20 protein-coding genes are annotated in these 22,117 nt (G+C 61.4%); 11 read left to right on the plus strand and 9 right to left on the minus strand.

The genetic code is table 11. The features are described from left to right. Positions 1-73 precede the first annotated feature (73 nt). Positions 74-1,156 carry an esterase-like activity of phytase family protein gene (locus tag BS627_RS01635; protein ID WP_077981553.1) on the minus strand — a complete coding sequence of 361 codons (1,083 nt, stop codon included), beginning with the start codon at positions 1,154-1,156 and terminating at the stop codon, positions 74-76. Between the two features lie 277 nt (positions 1,157-1,433). Here BS627_RS01635 and BS627_RS01640 point away from each other — a divergent pair, with 277 nt between their 5' ends. The 4 genes from BS627_RS01640 to leuA all read left to right on the plus strand — a co-directional run bounded on the left by BS627_RS01640 (position 1,434) and on the right by leuA (position 5,168). Continuing rightward, positions 1,434-2,612: a benzoate/H(+) symporter BenE family transporter gene (locus tag BS627_RS01640; protein WP_077981630.1), complete on the plus strand. Its 1,179-nt coding sequence runs from the start codon at positions 1,434-1,436 to the stop codon at positions 2,610-2,612. A 36-nt stretch (positions 2,613-2,648) separates the two neighbouring features. Next, positions 2,649-2,942, plus strand: coding sequence for a BrnT family toxin (locus BS627_RS01645; RefSeq protein WP_077981554.1), 294 nt, complete (start codon positions 2,649-2,651; stop codon positions 2,940-2,942). Beyond that, positions 2,899-3,141 carry a type II toxin-antitoxin system BrnA family antitoxin gene (gene brnA, locus BS627_RS01650; protein ID WP_020808480.1) on the plus strand — a complete coding sequence of 81 codons (243 nt, stop codon included), beginning with the start codon at positions 2,899-2,901 and terminating at the stop codon, positions 3,139-3,141. The genes BS627_RS01645 and brnA overlap by 44 nt, the downstream gene beginning before the upstream one ends. A 317-nt stretch (positions 3,142-3,458) precedes the next feature. Then, a complete protein-coding gene (gene leuA / locus BS627_RS01655) occupies positions 3,459-5,168 on the plus strand; it encodes a 2-isopropylmalate synthase (RefSeq protein WP_077981555.1) in 1,710 nt (569 codons plus the stop codon). A gap of 40 nt (positions 5,169-5,208) precedes the next feature. Here leuA and BS627_RS01660 read toward each other — a convergent pair whose 3' ends face one another. Then, entirely contained in the window at positions 5,209-6,174 is a 966-nt protein-coding gene (locus BS627_RS01660) for a metallophosphoesterase family protein (RefSeq protein WP_077981556.1), read from the minus strand. An 81-nt stretch (positions 6,175-6,255) separates the two neighbouring features. Between BS627_RS01660 and BS627_RS01665 the strand changes: the two genes are divergently transcribed. Then, entirely contained in the window at positions 6,256-6,732 is a 477-nt protein-coding gene (locus BS627_RS01665) for an NUDIX domain-containing protein (RefSeq protein ID WP_420836188.1), read from the plus strand. Positions 6,733-6,747: 15 nt separating this feature from the next. Here BS627_RS01665 and BS627_RS01670 read toward each other — a convergent pair whose 3' ends face one another. Further along, complete coding sequence (locus BS627_RS01670; RefSeq protein WP_077981558.1) at positions 6,748-7,740, minus strand: glutathione S-transferase family protein; 993 nt, start codon at positions 7,738-7,740, stop codon at positions 6,748-6,750. A gap of 295 nt (positions 7,741-8,035) precedes the next feature. On the opposite strand from BS627_RS01670, the gene BS627_RS01675 reads away from it, so the two are divergent. Both BS627_RS01675 and BS627_RS01680 read left to right on the plus strand, forming a co-directional pair. Then, positions 8,036-8,605, plus strand: a complete 570-nt coding sequence (locus BS627_RS01675) for a GNAT family N-acetyltransferase (protein WP_077981559.1) — start codon at positions 8,036-8,038, stop codon at positions 8,603-8,605. Between the two features lie 124 nt (positions 8,606-8,729). Further along, positions 8,730-10,043: an MFS transporter gene (locus tag BS627_RS01680; RefSeq protein WP_077981560.1), complete on the plus strand. Its 1,314-nt coding sequence runs from the start codon at positions 8,730-8,732 to the stop codon at positions 10,041-10,043. Between the two features lie 59 nt (positions 10,044-10,102). Here BS627_RS01680 and BS627_RS01685 read toward each other — a convergent pair whose 3' ends face one another. Then, positions 10,103-11,068, minus strand: coding sequence for an MBL fold metallo-hydrolase (locus tag BS627_RS01685; protein WP_077981561.1), 966 nt, complete (start codon positions 11,066-11,068; stop codon positions 10,103-10,105). 86 nt (positions 11,069-11,154) lie between these two features. On the opposite strand from BS627_RS01685, the gene BS627_RS01690 reads away from it, so the two are divergent. Then, positions 11,155-12,108, plus strand: a complete 954-nt coding sequence (locus BS627_RS01690) for a LysR family transcriptional regulator (RefSeq protein ID WP_077981562.1) — start codon at positions 11,155-11,157, stop codon at positions 12,106-12,108. On the opposite strand, the gene BS627_RS01695 is transcribed toward BS627_RS01690, so the two are convergent. The 5 genes from BS627_RS01695 to BS627_RS01715 all read right to left on the minus strand — a co-directional run bounded on the left by BS627_RS01695 (position 12,105) and on the right by BS627_RS01715 (position 19,467). Then, positions 12,105-12,518 (minus strand): GNAT family N-acetyltransferase, encoded by a 414-nt coding sequence (locus tag BS627_RS01695; RefSeq protein ID WP_077981563.1) that lies wholly within the window; start codon positions 12,516-12,518, stop codon positions 12,105-12,107. The genes BS627_RS01690 and BS627_RS01695 overlap by 4 nt on opposite strands. A gap of 80 nt (positions 12,519-12,598) precedes the next feature. Continuing rightward, positions 12,599-14,683: a hypothetical protein gene (locus BS627_RS01700; protein WP_077981564.1), complete on the minus strand. Its 2,085-nt coding sequence runs from the start codon at positions 14,681-14,683 to the stop codon at positions 12,599-12,601. A 1-nt stretch (position 14,684) separates the two neighbouring features. After that, entirely contained in the window at positions 14,685-17,495 is a 2,811-nt protein-coding gene (locus BS627_RS01705; RefSeq protein WP_077981565.1) for a DUF4159 domain-containing protein, read from the minus strand. Further along, positions 17,492-18,418, minus strand: a complete 927-nt coding sequence (locus BS627_RS01710; protein WP_077981566.1) for a DUF58 domain-containing protein — start codon at positions 18,416-18,418, stop codon at positions 17,492-17,494. The genes BS627_RS01705 and BS627_RS01710 overlap by 4 nt, the downstream gene beginning before the upstream one ends. 38 nt (positions 18,419-18,456) lie before the next feature. Continuing rightward, complete coding sequence (locus BS627_RS01715; RefSeq protein ID WP_077981567.1) at positions 18,457-19,467, minus strand: AAA family ATPase; 1,011 nt, start codon at positions 19,465-19,467, stop codon at positions 18,457-18,459. 138 nt (positions 19,468-19,605) lie between these two features. On the opposite strand from BS627_RS01715, the gene BS627_RS01720 reads away from it, so the two are divergent. From BS627_RS01720 to BS627_RS01730, 3 genes are read left to right on the plus strand one after another with little or no spacing between them, the layout of a single operon-like run. Next, positions 19,606-20,235 (plus strand): DUF1285 domain-containing protein, encoded by a 630-nt coding sequence (locus BS627_RS01720; RefSeq protein WP_077981568.1) that lies wholly within the window; start codon positions 19,606-19,608, stop codon positions 20,233-20,235. Next, on the plus strand, positions 20,232-20,864 hold the full coding sequence (locus tag BS627_RS01725) for an NUDIX hydrolase (protein WP_077981569.1): 633 nt from the start codon (positions 20,232-20,234) through the stop codon (positions 20,862-20,864). Before BS627_RS01720 ends, BS627_RS01725 begins: the two co-directional genes overlap by 4 nt. After that, positions 20,861-22,117 carry a CCA tRNA nucleotidyltransferase gene (locus tag BS627_RS01730; protein WP_077981570.1) on the plus strand — a complete coding sequence of 419 codons (1,257 nt, stop codon included), beginning with the start codon at positions 20,861-20,863 and terminating at the stop codon, positions 22,115-22,117. Before BS627_RS01725 ends, BS627_RS01730 begins: the two co-directional genes overlap by 4 nt.

Consider the following 22,117-nt stretch of genomic DNA (forward strand, 5'->3'; position numbering starts at 1 on the left):
AGACGCCTCTCGGAATAATTGCCGATGCCGGCCCTGAGCTGATTCAGAGCCGGCATTCCGCTTCTGGCGGATTTCACTGACTGAGGTTGGCGGGAATTGCGAAAGCTGCAAACTGGGTGAACTGCTTGCCCGTGTTGAAATTATCATCGGAGGCGATGACGAAGAGCTGCTTGCCATCCACCACCGGGCCGAAGGCGAAGCTTTCGATATTATCGATATCGAGGCCGAAATCGCCTTCGTTGATTTCGAACCAGGGTGATTTGGACACGGCGGCCACGGATGCCGGATCGATCTTGTCCTTGCCGAGAATATTGTCGGCGCGGGACATGTCGGCGATGAAAAAGCGGATGTGGTTGCCGACGCCGGAGGCAAAATTGCGCTCGACGGCGACAAAACGACCATCCGGCAGTGCGGCGATGGCGGAAAGGCCGTTGTCGTTATATTTCGGCTCGGCGGCCGTCGGCGTCTTCGAGATTGCCTCGGTGACATAGACGTGCTCGGCGACCGGCTTCAGTGTCGCCGTGTCGATGACGAGGATGCGGGCCGGGCTGCCCGCCTGCGGCGTCGCCTTGGGGCCGTCCTGGATGAGAGCATTTTCGGTGGCGGCGATCAGCCGGCCGGGCATCAGGGTCAGGCCTTCAAAAGCGAGGTTGTTCTGGACGCCCTTGGTCTTTGCGTCGTCGACGAGATAGGCGTCCGGCAGCTCCAGCCGCTTCACATTGCTGCCGTCGAGGTCCGCGACGTAGAGAGCCGGCTGGTTCTTCAGGTCGCGTTCGGACGACCAGTAGAGCTTGCCGCCCTTGCGGTCGAGCGCGACGCCCTCCGCATCGATGCCCTTCGGCGCATAAGCGGCGCCAGTCTCATCCTTCAGTTCGCGCGTGGCGGCGATGTTGAGCGTGGCGGCGCCTTCCGTCACGGCCAGTTCCAGCTCGTAATAACGGGCCGGCCCTTTTTCCACGCGGTCATCGGAAATTGCGAGATAACGTCCGGTTTCGCTGTCAAAGGCGAGATCGGAAATGCCGCCGAAGGTAACGCCATCAATGGAAAGACCCGATGGAACGACGATCTGGCCCAGAAACGCTGGTGGCGGCGGGGTCTGGGCTACGGCCGGCAGAGCTGCAAAACAGCAGGCGACGATGGTGACGGTGCGGAGCATGGCAAGGGTCCCTCTTGTTGTGCATGATCGGTCGTGATGCAGGCAGGATTAGCGCCGCGCCGCTAAACTTTGATGACGTTTTCCGCTCCGCCGTACCTGAAGTCTGGCGGCTCATCTTGCCAAGCGGCGTCTTTTTTGATCCTGAATATAATCACGCTTCATCCAGAGCGTGTCGCCATCCCCGGATTCGCGCGTCACGCTTCAGTTTTGTTTCTGCCTGTCGCCAATGTGGACCGTTGCGGTTGTTTGCGACAGGCAGCAGGTCGCAGAGTGCTTCATGCTGAAAGATTTTTCCGTCCAGAGCCTGTTCATGGGCTGCCTCACCGCCTTTGTCGGTTTCGCCAGCTCCTTCGCCGTCGTGCTGCAGGGACTGAAAGCTGTCGGTGCGACGGATTTCGAGGCGGCGTCGGGGCTGATGGCGCTTTCGGTAGCAATGGGGCTTTGCGCCATTATCCTTTCCGCCGCCACCCGGCTTCCCATCAGCATCGCCTGGTCGACGCCGGGCGCTGCGCTGCTTGCGACCACCGGCGTCATTGAGGGCGGCTTTCCGGCGGCCGTCGGCGGTTTCATCATCTGCGCCATCCTGATCATCATCGCGGGCCTATTCAGGCCGCTGGGAAAGGCTGTCGCCTCCATTCCTGCGCCGCTTGCCAACGCCATGCTCTCGGGCGTCATCATCGGCCTGTGTTTCGCGCCCATCAAGGCAATCGGTTTCAACCCGGCGCTTGGATTGCCCATCATCCTTGCCTGGATCGTGGTGGGAGCCTTCAAACGGCTGTTCGCTGTGCCCGCCGCTCTTGCCGCCTTCGTGCTGGTGATGATTTTCGGCGTCGACATTCCGGCGGGTGCGCTGGGCAGCGTGGCGCAATCGCTGACGCCGCCGATGGAGTGGGTAACGCCTGTCTTCAGTCTCCACGCGGTTGTTTCCATCGCGCTGCCGCTCTTCATCGTCACCATGGCCTCGCAGAATATTCCCGGTATCGCGGTGCTCAAGGTCAATCATTACAATCCGCAGCCCGGACCGCTTTTCGCCTCGACCGGCTTTTTCTCGCTGCTCTCTGCGCCGTTTGGCGGGCATGCGGTCAATCTCGCGGCGATTACGGCGGCCATGTGCGCGGGCGAGGACGCCCATCCCGATCCAACGCGGCGTTACTGGGCGGCGATCATCGGCGGTGTCGGCTATATTATTTTCGGTCTTTTGGCGGGCGTGGTCACCGCCTTCGTGGCGCTGGCGCCGCCCATCCTCATCCAGGCGGTGGCGGGGCTGGCGCTGGTCGGCGCCTTTTCCGGCTCCGCAGTCGCAGCCTTCAGGGAGCCGGAAACCCGCGAGGCGGCGGCCATTACCTTTCTCATCACCGCATCCGGCCTTTCCTTCGGCGGCATTTCCGGGGCCTTCTGGGGCTTGATCGGCGGCGGGCTGATGATGGCGTTGCAGCGGGTGGTGAAGCGTGGTTAGATGGTGGAAATGGTATAGTTTTTATATTATATTCCTATGGTATTCGAATTTGATCCGATAAAGAGCGCTGGCAATAAAGACAAACACGGCATCGATTTTGTCGATGCACAGGCATTGTGGCACGATAAATTCGGTTTGACGGTTACAGCGCAGAATATTGGAGAAGAGCGGTTCGCCCTCATCGCACTTCTCGGGGAGAAGTTGTGGTTGGCTGTCCATACAGTGCGGGGTGGCCGTATTCGCATCATTTCCGTGCGACGTGTCCGAGAATTAGAGAGGTATCATTATGAAGACAATAAGCGCAGAAGAATTCGACAGGATGGCCGATGACGGCGAAGACATCAGCGAATATCTCGACTGGTCGACGGCGCGCCATCTGAACATCGAACCCAAGCGCGTGAACATCGATTTTCCGACGTGGGTCGTCAACGATCTCGACAACGAAGCACGTCGTCTCGGTGTGACCCGGCAATCGCTTGTCAAATTGTGGATCGCTGAAAGGCTGGAGACTGGCCGTCAAGCAAAATAAGCCTGCGCATCACAAGATCACTTGTCAGACCGCCAGCCGCTGTTTATACACATCGCCATGAGCAACAGCATCGCAACCATTTTTGGCATGAGCGCGCAGATTTCTGCGAAGGCTTCGCCGTGCGGTGCACTCTCGCTTCTTAGCCTCGACCTTACACGCGGTTGCCGGGTCCAGTGAGGAGCGCCCGGCGGCCGAAAGCCCGCTGGCGCAAACGCTCCTCATCTCGAAATCTCATTTTATACTGGATTTAGGCCCTGAAGGGCCGCGCATCCGCCGATGGCGAAAGACGCCCGCGGACTGCGCAAGGAGGAAGCGAAATGGACGGCAAGATCACCAATATTTCCAAGGGCATGGCTGACGCGAGCGTGAAGTATCGCCCTTACCCGACCATCAATATCCCCGACCGGACATGGCCGGGTAAGACCATCGACAAGGCGCCGATCTGGTGTTCGGTGGACCTGCGCGACGGCAACCAGTCGCTGGTCAACCCCATGGGTCACGACCGCAAGGCACGCATGTTCAAGCTGCTGCTCGAAATGGGTTTCAAGGAAATCGAGATCGGTTTCCCTTCCGCCTCGCAGACGGATTTCGATTTCGCCCGCTGGTGCGTGGAAGAGGGCAACGTGCCCGACGATGTCTCCCTGCAGGTGCTGGTGCAGTGCCGCCCGGAGCTGATTAGCCGCACGTTCGAGGCGTTGGAAGGCGCCAACAAGCCGATCATCCATTTCTACAATTCCACGTCGGAATTGCAGCGCCGCGTGGTGTTCGGCAAGGATGTGCATGGCATCAAGCAGATCGCCGTCGATGCAGCCAAGATGATCACCGATATGGCGGCGAAGGCTGGCGGCGGTTATCGTTTCGAATATTCGCCCGAGAGCTTTACCGGCACAGAGCTGGAAGTGGCGCTGGAAATCTGCAACGCCGTGGTCGAGGTGGTGAAGCCGACGGCGGACAACAAGCTGATCCTGAACCTGCCCTCGACCGTCGAAATGGCGACGCCGAACATCTATGCCGACCAGATCGAATGGATGTGCCGCAATATCGACAACCGCGAAAACGTCATCATCTCGCTGCATCCGCATAATGACCGTGGTACCGGCATTGCCGCGACCGAACTGGGTCTGATGGCGGGTGCGGATCGCGTCGAAGGCACGCTGTTCGGCAATGGCGAGCGCACCGGCAATGTCGACGTCGTGACGCTGGCGCTGAACATGTATACGCAGGGTGTGGATCCTGAGCTGGACTGCCGCGATATCGAGCGCATCAAGGATGTCTACGAATATTCCAACGAGATGACGATCCCGGAGCGCCACCCTTACGTGGGCGAACTGGTCTATACGGCCTTCTCCGGCTCGCATCAGGATGCGATCAACAAGGGCATGAAAGCGATCAAGGTCGCCAACCACCCCGTTTGGGAAGTCCCCTATCTGCCGATCGATCCGAAGGATGTCGGCCGCTCCTATGAGGCGATCATTCGCATCAACTCACAATCCGGCAAGGGCGGCATCGCCTATATTCTCCAGCAGGATTACGGCATCAACCTGCCGCGCAATTTGCAGGTGGAGTTCCGTGAGGACATCCAGCGCATCACCGATGAAGAGGGTGTCGAGCTGCCCGCCAAGCGCATCTACGAGCGTTTTATCGAGCGCTACGTGACACAGCCGAATGCGCGCATCAAGTTCGTGGATCACCACACCTATCCGGCCGGCGATTTCAAGGGCGTGCGCATCGTCGCCGCCGAGATCACCGACAATGGCGAGGTGAAGCGCATCGAGGGCAAGGGAACGGGTCCGATCGACGGGTTCATCAATGCGCTGTCGGTTTATCTCGGGGTTGATCTGTCGGTGAACGATTATTCGGAGCATTCACTGCAGCATGGCTCGAATGCTTCGGCCATCGCCTATGTCGAGATGGAGCATCCGGGTGGTAAGTTGTTCGGCGCGGGGATCAACACGAATATCGTGGCGGCTTCGCTGGAGGCAATCGTTTCGGCGGCCAACCGGGTGTTGGAAGAGCGGGCGAAGTGAGCTTGCTTGGAGGGTGGGTTTACCCCCACCTTCCGTCGCTTTACTCCTCCGGACTCTGCTCCGCAGGACGCGAAAAGCCCAGCGGCCTACCATTTTCATAAAACACCCTGATATCCTCAAGCGCCACACCCGTGCCGGCCTCGTTGAGGCTATGCCGTTCGCAGGCAACGTTCCAGGTGCCGGGACCGCCGGAAATGTTGAAGAGATTATAGGCCGCCCGCGGTTTTTCCCCGCCCGGCCCCTGGCTCGCGGAGGAAATGCCGACGACGGGGATATGGTCCAGCCCGTGATGCGTATTCAGCCAGTAAACCGTGTTCAAATGGGTATGCCCATGCAACACCAGCTCCGCACCGCCGACGCCCAGTGCTGCTGCAAAACGGCGAACGCCGAACATGCGCTTGTGGGCGGCAGTGGCACCCCGGATCGGCGGATGATGGATCATCACCACGCGGAACAAGCCCTGTTCACCGGCTTTTTTTAAGAGTTCCGCCGTGGCGCGGGCCTGCCGGTTACCGAAATATCCCGTTGCGGAGAAGGGCGGTGTGGCAATGGAGGTGGAGCAGCCAATCAGTGCGACGGGGCCGCGCACGCGCATATAGGGGAAAATCTTGCGGTCATCATCCCATTCCGCAGGGTCGCCATCACCGCGCACGTAAGGATACCAGGCCTGCATGGCCTTGTCGTGCGCGCCGGACACATAGGCGTCGTGATTACCGGGAACGACGGAGGTCCTTTCGGGATCGCCCACTTCCTCCAGCCAATCGGCGGCGGCGCGGATTTCGATGCCGGTCGCAAGATTGACGAGATCGCCGGTGATAGCCAGATGATCCGGCGATTTTGTCTCGAGATCGTCGAGCAGCTTTTCAAGCGTATCGGTGAAGAGATGCTTGCGGCGGTTGCGATGCCAGTTGACGAAACCGGTGATCCGTTTCGATGCAAGTTCCCGGAAAGTGAGTTTCGGCAAAGGCCCCAAATGGACGTCTGAAATATGCGCAAGTTTGAACATGGCGGGAGAGATAACCTATGATATGCCACACGTCCAACAAAAGCCTGCCGACGGGGAGAAACCAGAGTGAGTGATGAGACAATGCGGCGGGACGCCCGCCCGTTCCACACGCGCCTGCTGATCCGCATTCTGCATTTCGTTTTCCTGTTCACGCGCGGTGCAACCCTTGGCGTGCGCGCCGCTTGCTACGATGAACAGGGCAGGATTTTTCTCGTGCGGCACACCTATCTGCCCGGCTGGTATCTGCCGGGCGGCGGGGTGGAACGCGGCGAAACCCTGCTCGCGGCATTACACAAGGAAATTCGCGAGGAAGGCAATCTTGAGGCTTCCTCGAAGCCGGAGCTTTTGCATGTCTATCTCAATCTGGAAGGCAGTAACCGCGATCATGTGGCGCTCTACCGGCTTCAGGTCACCCAGACCACGCCGAAAAAACCGGATCATGAAATCACCGAAAGCGGTTTTTTCGATCTCTCAGACCTGCCGGAAAATGTGACGCCCGCCACCCGCCGCCGCCTTGCCGAACTTTCCGGCAAAGCGGCGATTGCCGATCACTGGTAACGGCTATCGCTTCCGTCAGGCAAGGGCCTCGCGGCCATGGGCCATGGTCAGGTCCAGTTCCGGGCCAACGGGCACGATGCCGGTCGGATTGATGGTGCGGTGGCTGCGGTAATAATGTTCCTTGATGTGGCGCATATCGACCGTTTCAGGTACGCCCGGCGTCTGGTAGAGATCGCGCAGATAAGCCGTCAGGTGCGGATAGTCGTGGATGCGGCGGATGTTGCACTTGAAATGGCCGACATAGACAGGATCGAACCGCACCAGCGTGGTGAATAGCCGCCAGTCCGCTTCCGTCTGCTCCGCGCCGAACAGGAAACGTCGATCCTTCAGGCGGTCCTCCAGCATATCCAGCGTTTCGAATACCTTTACGGCGTTCTGCTGGTAGGCATCCTGCGTGGTGGCGAAACCGGCTTTGTAAACACCGTTATTGACGGTGTCGTAGATTACCTCGTTCAGTGCGTCGATTTCCGAGCGCAGTGCTTCAGGATAATAATCGGCCTGCGAGCCGGTGAGATCGTTGAAGGCCACGTTGAACATGCGGATGATTTCCGCCGATTCATTGGAGACGATGGTGCCGCGTTTTTTATCCCACAGCACTGGCACGGTGACACGCCCCGAATATTTGGGGTCTGCTTTGGTGTAGACCTGCCAGAGCGCCGAGGAGCCGAAGAGGTGATCCTCGGTCGCGCCCGGTGTGCGCTCGCCCTCAGGCTTGAATTCCCAGCCGTTTTCCAGCATCAGCGGATCGACGACGGAGACGGAAATCAGGTCTTCCAGCTTCTTCAGCTTGCGGAAGATCAGGGTGCGGTGCGCCCAGGGGCAGGCGAGGGAGACGTAGAGGTGGTAACGGTCCTTCCCCGCCTCGAACCCGCCTTCTCCGGAAGGGCCGGGTGCGCCGTCCGCTGTAATCCAGTTGCGGAATTGCGAGGCACTGCGCTTAAAGTGCCCCTTGGTTTCCTTGGTGTCGTACCAGACGTCTTTCCATACGCCTTCCACGAGCATACCCATGATGATCTCCTTGGTTGTTTCCTTGTGGCCGATCCTACCCGTTTCACGGTCAGGCGCGAACCCGCCAGGTACTGAACAATGCGTTTCCGCCTCGCATAGCGGGAATGGCACGGCGTAGCGATTTGTTCTGGACGGGCCGTTATTTTCCTGATAATTGCGATTTTCACAATTCTGAGGAAATTTTTGATTATGATCGAACCACGGATGCTCCGACGACGCTGACGCTCCTGAACGCCCTTACCGGCGCAGCCGTCATCTATTGTCGCATCCGTATTCTGGAAGTTTCGGTCTCTTCATGTCCAAGCACGATCTTGTCTACCTCACCGAGGACGCGTCGCACGACGCCATCATCGACGTCATCAACGAAGAAGCATTCGGTCCCGGCCGGCATACCCGTGCGGCCGCGCGCATCCGCGAGCAGGGGCCGCATGACCGGTCGCTGTCCTTCGTCTGCGCCGATGATGGCGAGACGATCGCTTCGGTGCGCATGACGCCGGTTCTGGCCGGCGGGGTGAAGGGCCATATGCTCGGGCCCCTTGCCGTTCGGCCCTCGCACAAGAACAAGGGCATCGGCCGGGAACTCGTCCGGATCGCCATTGCCGCCGCCCGGCGCAACGGCTCGGAAGCCGTGATCCTGATTGGCGATCCGCCCTATTACATGCCGCTCGGTTTCGAGAAGGTCGCTTATGCGGCGCTCGATTTTCCGGGTCCGGTGGACCCGAGCCGGGTGCTGGTGGTGCCAATTGGAGACGACGTGCATCAGCGGCTGAAGGGCAAGATCGGCTGGCGCAATTGCCAGGCCGTCATGCCGGCCGCCATGGCGGCAGATGAGGGTTTTGAGGAGCCGCTCAGGGTTTACGGCTGAGGGGTTCGCCTATCGTTGCGGCGTGTATTTCGTTCCAACCGTGCAAACCCTCCACAGAATTCAATTCCGTTTCCTTCCCCTATACGATAGCAAGTCAAAGTCGATTTCTGCAAAGGGGCGGGGCATGACGGCTATCACCATGAACGATGCGCTGGAGCGCGCGGGCGCAGGCGCCTATCAGCGGCGGCTGATGGGCATATTCGGCCTCGTCTGGGCCGCGGATGCCATGCAGGTTCTCGCCGTCGGCTTCACCGCCGCCTCGATTGCCGCAACCTTCGGGCTGACGGTGCCGCAGGCGCTGCAGACCGGCACGGCGTTCTTTTTCGGCATGCTGCTTGGTGCTGCCGGCTTCGGGCGGCTGGCGGATCGTTACGGGCGTCGCCGTGTGCTGATCGTCACCGTGGCCTGCGATGCGCTGTTCGGTGTGCTTTCGGTGTTCGCTCCTGATTTTACCATCCTGCTTGTTCTGCGCTTTCTCACCGGTGCCGCCGTGGGCGGCACGCTGCCGGTGGATTATGCGATGATGGCCGAGTTCCTGCCCGCCAAAAATCGTGGCCGCTGGCTGGTCTTTCTGGAGGGTTTCTGGGCTGTCGGCACGCTGATCGTGGCGCTGGCGGCCTGGGGCGCGAGCCTTGCCGGCGTCGCCGATGCCTGGCGTTACATTTTTGCCGTGACGGCGTTCCCGGCCGTTCTGGGTCTGGGCTTACGTTTTCTGGTGCCGGAATCGCCACTTTACCTGCTGCGCAGCGGGCGATTGGAGGAAGCCAAGGCCGTCGTCAACCGCATGCTGGTGACGAATGGGCGCGCGCCGCTCGATGCCGGGACGGCGCTTTTCCAGTCTGATGTGGCTAAGGGCCAGGGGATATTTTCACCGGCGCTCAGGCAGCGCAGCCTCATGATCCTTGCGATCTGGTTCCTCGTCTCTGTTTCCTATTACGGCGTCTTCACCTGGATGCCGGCGAAACTGGCGGGCGACGGTTTCGGTTTCGTGCGCGGTTACGGGTTTCTGGTGCTGGTGGCGCTGGCGCAGATCCCCGGTTATGCGCTTGCCGCTTATGGCGTTGAAAAATGGGGTCGCAAGCCGACGCTGATCGGTTTTTGCCTGCTCTCGGCGCTCGGTTGCCTGCTGTTCACACTCGCGGTCGGCGGCGTCATGATTGCCGCTTCGCTGCTGATCATGAGTTTTGCCCTTCTCGGCACCTGGGGCGCGCTCTACGCCTTTACGCCGGAGCTTTACCCGACCGAATCGCGCGCAACCGGCATGGGGGCTGCGGGCGCCATGGCAAGGCTGGGCGGCCTGCTGGCGCCGTCTCTGCTTGGCTATGCCATAGCGCAGGGTTTTGGCGTCGCAATCGGCATTTTCGCCGGTCTGCTGGTGCTTGCCGCCATTGCCGCGACGATGATCAATGCGGAAACGCGGCAGGTGGCGCTGACCTGACGCGTCGTTCCCGCGCAAAGGCCTGACCCGTTGAGGATCAGGCCAGGCTGTTTCGCCCCTTAGAGCGCCGTATAATTGACCGGTAGCCAATCGTAATTGGTGCTGTCGGTGCGCACATGGCCGATACCGGGGAAGGCTATATGTGCGCCAGCCACAAGATGTCTGCCTTCCACCGCCTGCCGGAACGCCAGATCACGCGCCACGACGGCGGCCTTCTGGTCGACGTCGAATTCGATCGCCACATCCGGCTCATCGAACTGGAGGATATCGCCATGGGTGATATCGCCCCAGAAGACGATTTTCTGGCCGTCGCTTTCCAGAATGACGGCGCTGTGGCCTGGTGTGTGGCCGGCATAAAGGATCGAGCCAAGACCGGGAACCGGCGCGGCGTTATCGGTAAAGGTCTCAAATTTGCCGGCATCGATATAGGGCTGGATGCTCTCTCTCGCTTCGGCATAATATTTTTTCATCGCTTCGGGCGCGGCCTTCGCCTTTGCCTCATCCAGCCAGAAAGCGGCTTCGCGCTTGTTGACGTGCAGGGTCGCGTTGGCAAAAACGCGTTTGCCATTCGCCGAAAGTCCGCCGGAATGGTCGGTATGGATGTGTGTGAGGATGATGTCGTCGATCTCACTGGCCTTGTAGCCCGAAGCTTCGATATTGGCGATGAGCTTGCCAAGGCTCGCGCCAAGATAGGTGCCGGTGCCGGCATCGATCAGCACCAGCCTGTCGCCGGTATTGACCAGAAACGCATTGACGGAGGTCGGCGTCTCGTCCGGCAGGAAGGCATCCTTCAGCACCTTGGATGCGTGTTCCGGTGTCGTGTTGGTGTAAAGTTTTGCAAGCGGCAGCGCGACGACGCCATCCGACAGCGCGGTGACTTCCACCTTGCCGACCATCAGCCTGTAGAAGCCGGGTGCCTGTGTGGCAGCGAGCGGCGCTTTGGCAAAGGCGAGGGAGGGCGCAATGAAAGGGGCTGCAAAGATGGCGCTGGCGGCGCCTTTGAGAAGTGAGCGACGTGATGGCATAAAAGGCTCCTGAGTTAGGGAATGTCTTGAAACTTTCCGCACTCCAGCTAAGTGTAGACAGGTCAGCAATCAAATCGATGTGACTTATGCAAACTATCGATCATTTCAATCTCCGTTCCTTCGACCTCAATCTTCTCATCGCTTTCGATGCGATGATGGAGGAGATGAACGTTACGCGCGCCGCGCGGCGGCTGAAAATCCAGCAGCCGGCGATGAGCCATAATCTCTCCACCCTGCGGACGCTGTTTCAGGACGAGCTTTTCATCCGCGTGGGGCAGGAGATGAAGCCGACGGCGCGGGCGCTCCATCTGGCTGGCCCGGTGCGGCAGGCGCTCCGGCAGGCGCAGGCGGCGGTTTTGACGGCGGATGTGTTCGATCCGGCCACCGAGCGCCGCACGTTCCGGCTGGGCATGTCTAGCGAGGTGGAACTGTTGCTTTTGCCGGATCTGACGGCGCGGCTGCGCGAAATCGCGCCCGGCATCCGCATTCTGGCCCGCAGCGGGCAGGAGCAGGAGATCACGGCGATGCTGGATACGGGCGTGATCGACATGGCTGTTGGATGCACCTATTCGAAGGAGCAGCGCCACCATTGCGAACCGCTTTATTCCTCCAGCGTGCTGTGCTGCTTCAACCCGGCTTTGCTCGATCTGCCCAATCCCGTAGGACTGGACGCCTATATCGAGGCCAAACATGCGGTCATATCGCAGACGGACAGCCTGCATGGCTGCATCAAGGATGCACTGGAACTGAGCGGCTTGGAAATCGATGTCGTTGCGGCTGCGCCGGATTTCCTTTCGGTTCTGGCGACGGCGCGATCCTCAGCGGTGCTGGCGACCGTGTCCTCACGCATCGCCCTTCGTTATGCGCCAATGCTGGGGCTGGAAATAAGCCCCGTGCCGGTGACGCTGAGTTTCCCGCCCGTCGCCATGGTCTGGACATTGCAGACTGACGCGGATGCCGGAGCCGTATGGCTTCGCCAGCAAATCCGCGAGGCCATGGGCCCAACCGTGGACGGTGGGGTATCGGGGATTGCCGCCTAGAACCGCTTCTCCAGCCAGGTGATCGACTGGCCGCTGGAAAGGGGGCCAAGCGAGCCAATCTTCGTGAAACCGTAGCGCTCATAGGTTCTCAGGGCGTCCGGGTTCATCGTGTCGATATAGGCGCCCATGCAGCCACGCTTTCTGGCTTCTTCCTCCGCCATGGCAAGCAGCTTCGGGCCTGTGCCCTGACCGCGCATGACCTCCGGCACGAAAAGAAGCTGCACGTAAAGCCAGCCGCGAGCGGTATGGCCCACCAGACCGCCGGTGACGGTATTGTCGTCATCGCGGATGGTGATGTTGAGTTCGCGTTTGTCGCTTTCGCCGAAACGGGCGAGATTATAAGCCACCAGCGGATCGCGAATGGCCTTTTCGGCCTCTGCATCCGCGACATCGCTCAAAACGAAATTCATGTTCATCTTCCCGGGCCGCCGGGCGGCGGCCGTTTCCCGTTTTCCGTTCCGAGACCTGAAGCGCTTCGCTGGAAACGCCCTTACCGGCCCTCACGCCACCACAGCGCGGAAAAGGCAAGCAGCAGGGCGGCAAGCCCGGCAAAACCGGCAAAGAGCGGCAGGGTATTGACGCCTTTCAGCACCGTCTCGTCGGTCATGCGTATCAGCATGCGATCCTCATCGGCAACCCTGATATCTCCGCGAACGGGCAATATATCGGGAAGGGCGATGCGGCCGGAACTATCGGCCACCCGGTGCACGCTGCCCCTGGTGGCATCGGCCAGCGGTTTCAGCGTTTCGGTCGTCGAGATCATCGCCTTGAATTCCGGCGCATCCACCGCGCCGACATGAACGAGAGTGGTGAAGTCGCCGTTCTTGATCTCGAACAGGCCGGTTTCATCCATGCGGCGCTCGATTTTGTAAAGACCGGGCTCGGTGCTGGTGAAGGCCATGTTCTCCGTCTTGCCCGAAGGGAAACGCACGCTTGCCTGACCGGGATCGTCGCCGATAGTCTGGCGGGTGATCTGCAAGGTACGGCCATTGGCACGCGCCGTCAGAGCCTCTTCCTCAAGCTCGGGCTCCTTCATCAGCCAGTGGGCGATACGGCGGTAAAGCGCCACATGCGGGCCGCCGCCTTCATAACCACGCGCCCAGAGCCAGCCCTGATCCGACAGCAGCATGGCAACACGGCCTTCGCCCTGGCGGTTCAGCACCAGAAGCGGGTCCTGACCGTCGCCCAGCATCACCGTCTGGCCCTGCGGCGGGTCGACGCTGATGGTGCGGAACCAGCGGCCCCATTGCGGCGGCTCGTTGGCCGATCCATCCAGCCCACGGGTGACAGGGTGTTTTTTGCCCGCTTCCGAAAGGCGCGGGTAGAAAGCGGCCTGATGCACCTGCCCGGTCGGCTGCGCCGGCAGCACGGAGGCGAGCGGTGTCATTGCGATCGAATCCTGCCCGGCATGTTCCGGACCGGCGGCGATCAGCAGCGCGCCGCCCTTTTCGACATATTGGGCGATGTAATCGTAATAGAGGATCGGCAGCACACCGCGATGCTGGTAACGGTCGAAAATGATGAGATCGAAATCCTCGATTTTTTCGACGAACAGCTCGCGGGTGGGGAAGGCGATCAGCGAGAGTTCGTTGATCGGGGTGCCGTCCTGCTTTTCCGGCGGGCGCAAAATGGTGAAATGCACCAGATCGACCGAGGCGTCGGATTTCAGGAGGTTACGCCACGCCCGTTCCCCGGCGTGGGGTTCGCCGGAGACGAGCAGCACGCGCAGGTTCTGGCGAATGCCTTCGATCAGGTGAACGGCGCGGTTATTGGCAGCCGTCACTTCACCGGGAAGCTCGGCGACGGAAAATTCCATGACATTGTTGCCGCCGCGCGGAACCTTGAAGCTGAGCGGCGTCGGCTGGCCGGGCGTGGCCTGAAGCGTCGCGATTTCCTCACCGTTCATCTTCACCGTCACTTCCGCAGCACCGCCGCCGGCGGGGCGACCGTCATCGAAGACGCGCAAGGTCAGCTGTTGTTCCTCGTTGACGATGCCGAAGCGCGGGGCGCGGACGATCTCGATACGGCGGTCGAATTCATCGGCCTTGCCGGTGATCAGTCCGTGGACGGGGGCGCGGAAGCCCAGCACCTGTTCGGCATTGGGCAGGGCATTCGGGATATCGTGAATCTGGCCGTCACTGAGGAAGATCGCGCCGCCGACGCGGGATGGCGAGACATCCGAAACGGCGGAGGAAAGGGCCGAGAAAAGCTGCGTCGAGGGTGAATCGCTCTCACCATTGTCACGCACTTCCACGATGCGCGGCTCGATGCGCGGGAAGCGGGACAGCCGGTCTTGCAGCGCATTCAGGGCGGTGTCGGTCATTTGCGGCCGGTCCTGCACATCCTGACTCTGCGAGCGGTCGACGATGACGGGAACGATGGTGGAAAGCGGTTCGCGCTCCTCCTGCGTCAAAAGCGGATTGGCGATGGCGGCAAGCAAAGCGGCGAGCGCCAGCCCGCGCAGCCATGCGCCGCGGACACCGCGCCACAGGCCGATGAAGGAGAGGACAAGGGCGGCGACAGCCAGAACGGCAATCACGATCCACGGCAGGAAGGGGGCGAAGGTCAATGTCATGTCACTGCCCCAACCGTTCGAGAAGTGCCGGAACATGGACCTGATCGGCCTTGTAGTTGCCGGTCAGCATATACATCATGATGTTGACGCCGGAGCGGAAAGCATGTTCGCGCTGCAATTCGTCTGGCGGCACAGTGGGCAGAACCGGAGCGCCCTGTGCGTCGACGGCCCAGGCACCGGCGAAATCATTGCCCGTTATCATGATCGGCGTCACGCCATCGCCGGAGGAGGAGAGACCGGAGGTGGTCTTCGCCGCTCCCTGTCGCGATTCCACCCATAGCGGTGAGCCGTTGTAACGGCCGGGGAAATTGGTGAGCAGGTAGAAGGAGCGCGTCAGAACATGGTCTTCCGGCACAGGTTCCAGCGGCGGAATGTCGATATTGGCAAGGATCGCCTGCAGGCGTTCGCCGTTAGGGCTGGTCGCGCCGGTGTCGAGCGAAGAAAACTGGTCGCGCGTATCGAACAGAACGGTGCCACCGGCACGCATATACGCATCGATGCGCGATATAGCGGCGCTAGACGGCATCGGGGCGGAGGCCGAAACCGGCCAGTAGATGATGGGATAAAAGGACAATTCATCCTTGGAAATATCGAGTCCGACAGGCTGGCCGGGTTCCAGCGTCGTGCGCCAGGTCAGGAATTCGCTGAGACCTTGGAGACCCTGCTCGGAAATGCGGTCGACATCGTCTTCGCCTGTGCGGACATAGGCGAGATGCGTCGTGTCCAGCCGCTCGAAAATCTGCTCGTCACCGGGTTTGGGGTCGTCGGCGCGGGCGTCCGTTGGAGACATGGCGGCAAAGGCGCCGAGCGCCAGAAGCACGGTGGCGGCGGTCGCGCTGCGGGCTTTCGGCAGGCGTGCGAAGGCGCCGTTCATGAAGAGCACGATGAGACTGTCGGCAATCAGCATCAGGAAGGCAGCGATGAACAAGGCCGGGCGCAGCGATTTCGCCGTTTCGCCGATCAGTGCTTCGCTGGTGGTGTTGACACCGGCGACCGAGGTATCGAGCGGGCGAAGCGTGGCGCCAGCCGGCAGAAGATTGAGAGCCACGAAACCATCCTCTGTGCCATAGAGGCCGGGGGGATTGTCGAAACCGGAGCGGGGCGGTTGGCCGGCGCGCATTTCCAGCGGCCGGGCAGTGCCGATTTCGGCGGAAAGCGCGCCTTCGGCCGTCAGCAGCCGGAAGGGGGGCGAGGCAGCGGCCGGGGCGTTTGCGTTGGCAGAAGCGCCGCCCGCCTTCGACAATTGCACGATACGGCGCAGCATATCGACGAAATGGCCTGAGATCGGCAGGTCGGACCAGCTTGCTTCGGCGCTGACATGGAAGAGCACGATGCGGCCTGCCTCGACATTGCGGGTGGTGACGAGCGGCGTGCCGTCTGCAAGGCTCGCCCATGTGCGTTCAGCCAGATCGGGTGTCGGCTCGGCCAGAACCTGGCGTTTGACGAGGACGCCATCGGCCTTCGGCATGCCGGCGAAAGCGCCGAAATTCGGGAAATCGGCCAGCGGCTGCGGCTCGGCCCAGGAGAGCGCGCCACCAAGCGCGCGTTCGCCCTGTCTGAGTGTTACAGGCACCAGCGGATCGTCGGCCGGGGCTGCGGCAAGGCGCGGTCCGGCAAAACGGATGAGCGTGCCACCGCCCGAAAGCCATTTTTGCATCGGCTCATAGGTTTCCTGCGGCAGGCGGCCGATATCGGCCATGACGATGACCGAAGGATTGGATTGCAGGATTTCCGGGATCGCCTGCGCGAGATCGGCCTGCCGCTGCGGAATGAGATCAACGAAGGGCTGAAGTGCACGGCTGATATAATAAAGCGGTTGTAGCAGCGGCTGGAAATCATTGCCGGTTTCGCCGGCCAGCAGCGCCACGCGACGCCGGCGGAAGCCGTCGTCGAGAAGATGCACCGCGCCTGCCGTCGAAACACCTTCGAGGGAGAGACGGGCGAAATCGTTTCGCAGTTCGAAGGGCGCTTCCACCGTCGCCGTGGTTTCGGCCGCGCCGGGCGCGAAGTTTGCGATGCCGTTGGCAAGGATACGGCCCTGGCTGTCCTGCGCATTGACGGTCAGCCGGGCGGCTTCGGCCGTGTCGAGCCGTGACAGTGTGACGCTCATGGCATCGGCATTGTTGCTGGCGCCGGTAATGGCGTTGATCGCCTTGCCGTCGCCTTTCACAATGCGGAATTCGGCGGGTGAGAGGCTGGCGAGCGTCCTCAGTGCGCTTTCATCCTGCGCGGTTTGAACGCCATCGGCGATATAAGCGAGCGTGCCGGGGGGCGTGCCGTTCAGCGCCTCTGTGATGGCTTCTGCCGTGCGCACGCGGTCCGGCACGAGCGGCTTCGGCTTTGCTGCGGCGAGCTTTTCCAGTGCAACGCCTGCCGTTCCCGGTACAGCGTCATGTTCTGCATCGGCGGTGAAGCTGATGGAGACGGGGCGGTCGGCCCGTTCCGCATCGCCGATCAGGGCCTCAGCGGTTGCAACGCGTCTTTCCCAGTCTGGCGCGGAGGCCCAGCTATTGTCGACCACCAGCACCAGCGGGCCACTGCCGGCAATGCTGTTGTTGCGCGGGTTCACCACCGGATCGGCGAGCGCGAAAATCACGGCGGCGGCGAGCGCCATGCGCAGGAGGGTCAGCCACCATGGGCTTTTCGAGGGCGTTTCCTCGCGTTTCAGTACCGTCGCCAATATCTTCAGCGGCGGAAACACTTCCGCCTTGGGGCGCGGCGGCGTCAGTCGCAGCAGCCACCAGATGGCGGGCAGCGCCAGCAGGCCGAAGAGGATATAGGGACTGGTGAAGACGAAAGGCAATGCGCTCATCGACGGCCACCGCCTTGCCCACCGCCCTGTGCCGGCGCGCCGGAAAGATACATGTGAACGGCGACGAGCGCCTCGGAGGCGAGATGGTCGGTGCGGTGGAACACGAAGTTCCAGCCGAGACGGCGCAACGAGGAGGACAGAGCCTCACGCCTTGCGAGATAGGCGCGGGTGTAATCCTCGCGAATGGTTTCGGCACGGCCCGACACCAGTTTTTCACCGGTTTCCGGATCGGTGAATTCGGTGCGGCCGGAATAGGGAAAAGTCTCTTCGGCCGGATCGGCAATTTCCACCACATGACCGCGCAGGCCGCGCCGCGCGAGCGGCGAAATGCGCTCCATCACGGTCTGTGCATCATCGAGAAAATCACCGATCAGCACGATGTCGCTCGCGCCGCGGATCATGCCCGTTTCCGGCATGCCAGTGGTCAGCGGCGCGTGCATGATGGCGGCGGCCAGTCGTTCGGCGGCGTTTCTGGCCGACACAGGCTCCATGATGCCGGGGCAACCGATGCGCTCACCCGAGCGCGCGAGGATTTCCGCAAGTGCCAGCATCAGCACCAGCGCCCGGCTTTCCTTTGAAACAGAGCCAAGGGTGGATTTGAACATCATAGACGGCGACATGTCGGCCCAAAGCCAAATGGTGTGGGCCGCTTCCCATTCCCGGTCTCGCACATAGGTGTGGTCGTCGCGGGCCGAGCGCCGCCAGTCGATGCGTGACAGGCTCTCACCTTCGGCATAGGGACGGAACTGCCAGAAATTTTCGCCGATGCCGCGCTTGCGGCGGCCGTGCCAGCCGGCGATAACGGTGTTGGCGATGCGCTTTGCCTCGACCATGCAGTCCGGCACCAGGGCGGCGCGCTGTCGTGCACGCGCCAGAACTTCGCTACCCGGCGTCTTGTCTACGATCTGGCCGATGGATGCCACATGCCGTCCTTTCGCGAAAATTTAGGCCTGGGATGCGTTCAGTTCTTCGCCTGCTCCACAAGCGCTGCGATGACATCGCGCACCGACATGCCTTCGGCGCGGGCCGCAAAGGTCAGCGCCATGCGGTGTTCCAGCACCGGTTCGGCCAGCGCATGGACATCGTCCAGCGACGGAGCGAGCCGGCCTTCGTAAAGAGCACGGGCGCGGGCCGTCAGCATCAGCGACTGGCCGGCGCGCGGACCCGGTCCCCAGGCAACGTGCTTGTCGGTCAATTTGTTGCCATGGCCGGGGCGGGCGGAGCGGACGAGCGAAAGGATCGCATCCACCACCTTGTCGCTGACCGGCATCTGGCGGATCAGGGACTGGATTTCCATCAGACGCCCGGCATCGATCACGCCGCGCGCTTCGCCCGAGGCGGCGCCTGTCGTGTCGAGAAGGATCTGTCGCTCGGCGGCAAGTTCGGGATAACCGACATCGACCTGAAGCAGGAAGCGGTCGAGCTGGGCTTCGGGCAGCGGATAGGTGCCTTCCTGTTCCAGCGGGTTTTGTGTGGCCAGAACGTGGAACGGCTTCGGCAGCTCGTAGGTCTGGCCGGCCATGGTGATGTGATATTCCTGCATGGCCTGCAAAAGGGCGGACTGCGTGCGCGGGCTGGCGCGGTTGATTTCGTCGGCCATCAGCAACTGGCCGAAAATCGGACCCTTGATGAAGCGGAAGGAACGGCGACCGTTCTCGTCCTGATCCATGACTTCGGAGCCGAGAATATCTGACGGCATCAGGTCCGGTGTGAACTGGATGCGATTGGCATCGAGGCCGATTACGGTGCCGAGCGTGGTGACGAGCTTGGTCTTGGCGAGGCCGGGAACGCCGACGAGCAGCGCGTGGCCGCCCGAGAGGATGGCAAGAAGCGTGTTCTGCACCACTTTTTCCTGGCCGAAAATGACCTTGGAGACTTCCGTGCGGATGGCCGCAATGTCGGAAAGCGCCTTTTCGGCCGCAGCGACGATGGCCTTTTCATCAAGGGTTTCGCCGGTATTCATCACGCCCATGTCGCTCTCCTCATACCTTCGCCACCGGGCCTATATCGCCCCGCTTACAGCTTATTGCTCTCTTGGCCGCTGACAAGCGCCATTCGAATGACTATGTCGTGACTTAGTATTTCCTTATCGGCAAAGCGAGACTCGAATATGGCAGCGGAGACGATAAATTCGGCAGGCGATGCGGCCGGGCTTGCGGCGATGATTTCCCGCGCCGCGGAACAGACCGGCGATGCGAAGCGCGGGCCGGCGCCGGTAGAACGCTGGAATCCACCTTATTGTGGTGATCTGGACATGGAAATCCGGGCTGACGGCACCTGGTTCTACCTTGGCACACCGATTGGCAGAGCGCCCTTGGTGCGGCTGTTTTCCACGGTTCTGCGCAAGGATGAGGACGGGAAGACCTATCTCGTAACTCCTGTGGAAAAAGTCGGCATCCGCGTGGTGGACGCGCCTTTCGTCGCCGTGGAAATGAAGGTGACGGCGGGTGAGGACGATGGCGAGCCGCTGCTGACCTTCCGCACCAATGTCGGCGACGTGGTGGAGGCGGGGCCGGAGCACCCGCTGCGGTTCGAGGTTTTCGGTGAGAACCGGGAATTGAAGCCCTATCTTCTGGTGCGCGGTAGGCTGGAAGCGCTCGTCTCGCGGGCCGTGATGTATGACCTCGTCGCCCTTGGCGAGGTGATCGACGTGGATGGCGTTGAGATGTTTGCCCTGCGCTCGGGCGGGGTGATCTTTCCCGTGATGCCCGCCAAGGAACTGGAACGGCTTTCGCAATGACAATGACGACATTCAAAGGTTTTACCGCCAGCGATTTCCGCCGCCGGGTGCTGCAGGAAGGCGAGGGCGTGGCCGAGCGGGAAAATGGCGACCATGTGCTCAATCCGGGCGTGGTGCTTTCTGGCAACGGCGTCCGGCTGAAGGATGCAGCCGTGCTGATACCTGTCATCGACGATGGCAACGATGCGCGGGTGATCTTCACCCAACGCACGGCAACCCTGCGCCAGCATTCCGGCCAGATTTCCTTTCCCGGCGGCGGCATTGATGCCGAGGACCGCACGCCGGAAGAGGCAGCGTTGCGGGAGACGGAAGAGGAAATCGGCCTTTCGCGCTCTTATGTCGAGACTGTCGGGCGTCTGCCGGATTATATTTCCGGGACCGGTTTTCGCATCAAGCCGGTATTGTCGATCGTTCGCCCCGGTTTTGACCTGACGCTCAATCCCACTGAAGTGGATGAGGTTTTCGAGGTGCCGTTGTCCTTCCTGATGGACCCGGCCAATCACGGGCGCGGCAGCCGCATCTTTCAGGGGAAGGAGCGGTTTTTCTACGAAATGCCCTATGGCGAGCGCTACATTTGGGGCATTACGGCGGGCATCGTCAGGACGATTTACGAGAGGTTTTATTCATGAGCAGCCTTGCCGGGCGGGACTGGTTCGAGAAACCGGCGCTGAAGCGCATCTTTGCGCTGCTGAACGCCGATGGCGGCGAGGTGCGGATCGTCGGCGGCGCGGTGCGCAACGCGCTGATGGGCCTGCCCGTCGCCGATATTGACATGGCGACGACGCTCACCCCTGATGTGGTCGTGGAGCGTGCAAAGGCGGCGGGCATCAAGACGGTGCCGACAGGCATCGACCATGGCACGGTCACGTTGGTCATCGACGGCGAGGGTTACGAGGTGACGACGCTTCGCCATGATGTCGAGACCAATGGCCGCCACGCACAGGTGGCTTTCGGCACCGACTGGCAGACCGATGCCGAGCGGCGCGACCTCACCATCAATGCCCTCTATGCCGATGAAAAGGGCGAGATCATCGACCTTGTCGATGGTCTTCCCGATATCGAGACCGGCACAGTGCGTTTCATCGGCGATGCGGCGATGCGGATTTCGGAAGATTATCTGCGGATTCTCCGGTTTTTCCGCTTTTTTGCCCATTACGGTTCTGGCCGCCCGGATGCGGACGGCTTGCGGGCAAGCGCGCGGGCCAAGGACAAGCTGGGCACCCTTTCGGCCGAGCGGGTGTGGAGCGAATTGAAAAAGCTGCTTTCCGCCCGCGATCCTTCGCGCGCCCTTTTGTGGATGCGGCAATCGGGCGTTCTGGCGGAAATTCTTCCCGAAACGGAAAAATGGGGCATCGACGCCATTCATGGACTGGTGGCGACGGAGCAAACTCTCGGCTGGGCGGTGGACCCGATGCTGCGGCTTGCCGCCATCGTGCCGCCGGACAGGGACAGGCTGGCTGCCCTTGCCGCGCGCCTCCGGCTGTCGAAAGCCGAAGCGGCTTATCTTAACCACTGGGCCTCGGCTCCGGCGGCTGACCCTGAGTTGAAGGAGACGGCGCTCGACCGGCTGCTATATCGCCAGGGTGTGGAGGGCGTGAAGACGCGGCTGAAACTGGCGCTTGCTTCGGCACGCGCCGATCTTTCGGCTGGCGACACGGCCATGCGGAAAGTTGCGCGGCTTTCGACTTTGCTGGCGCGGGCGGAAAAATTCCACAAACCGGGCTTTCCTCTGAGCGGCGCGGATGTGATGGCCGCTGGCGTCGAGGCCGGTCCGAAGGTGGGCGAAGTGCTGAAAAGCCTCGAGGAAAAGTGGATCGACGTCAATTTCTCGCTGGACCGGGCAGCGTTGACCGCCCGGCTGAAAGATATGCTGGAGAATTGA

Source organism: Agrobacterium salinitolerans, assembly GCF_002008225.1.
Lineage (GTDB): Bacteria > Pseudomonadota > Alphaproteobacteria > Rhizobiales > Rhizobiaceae > Agrobacterium > Agrobacterium salinitolerans.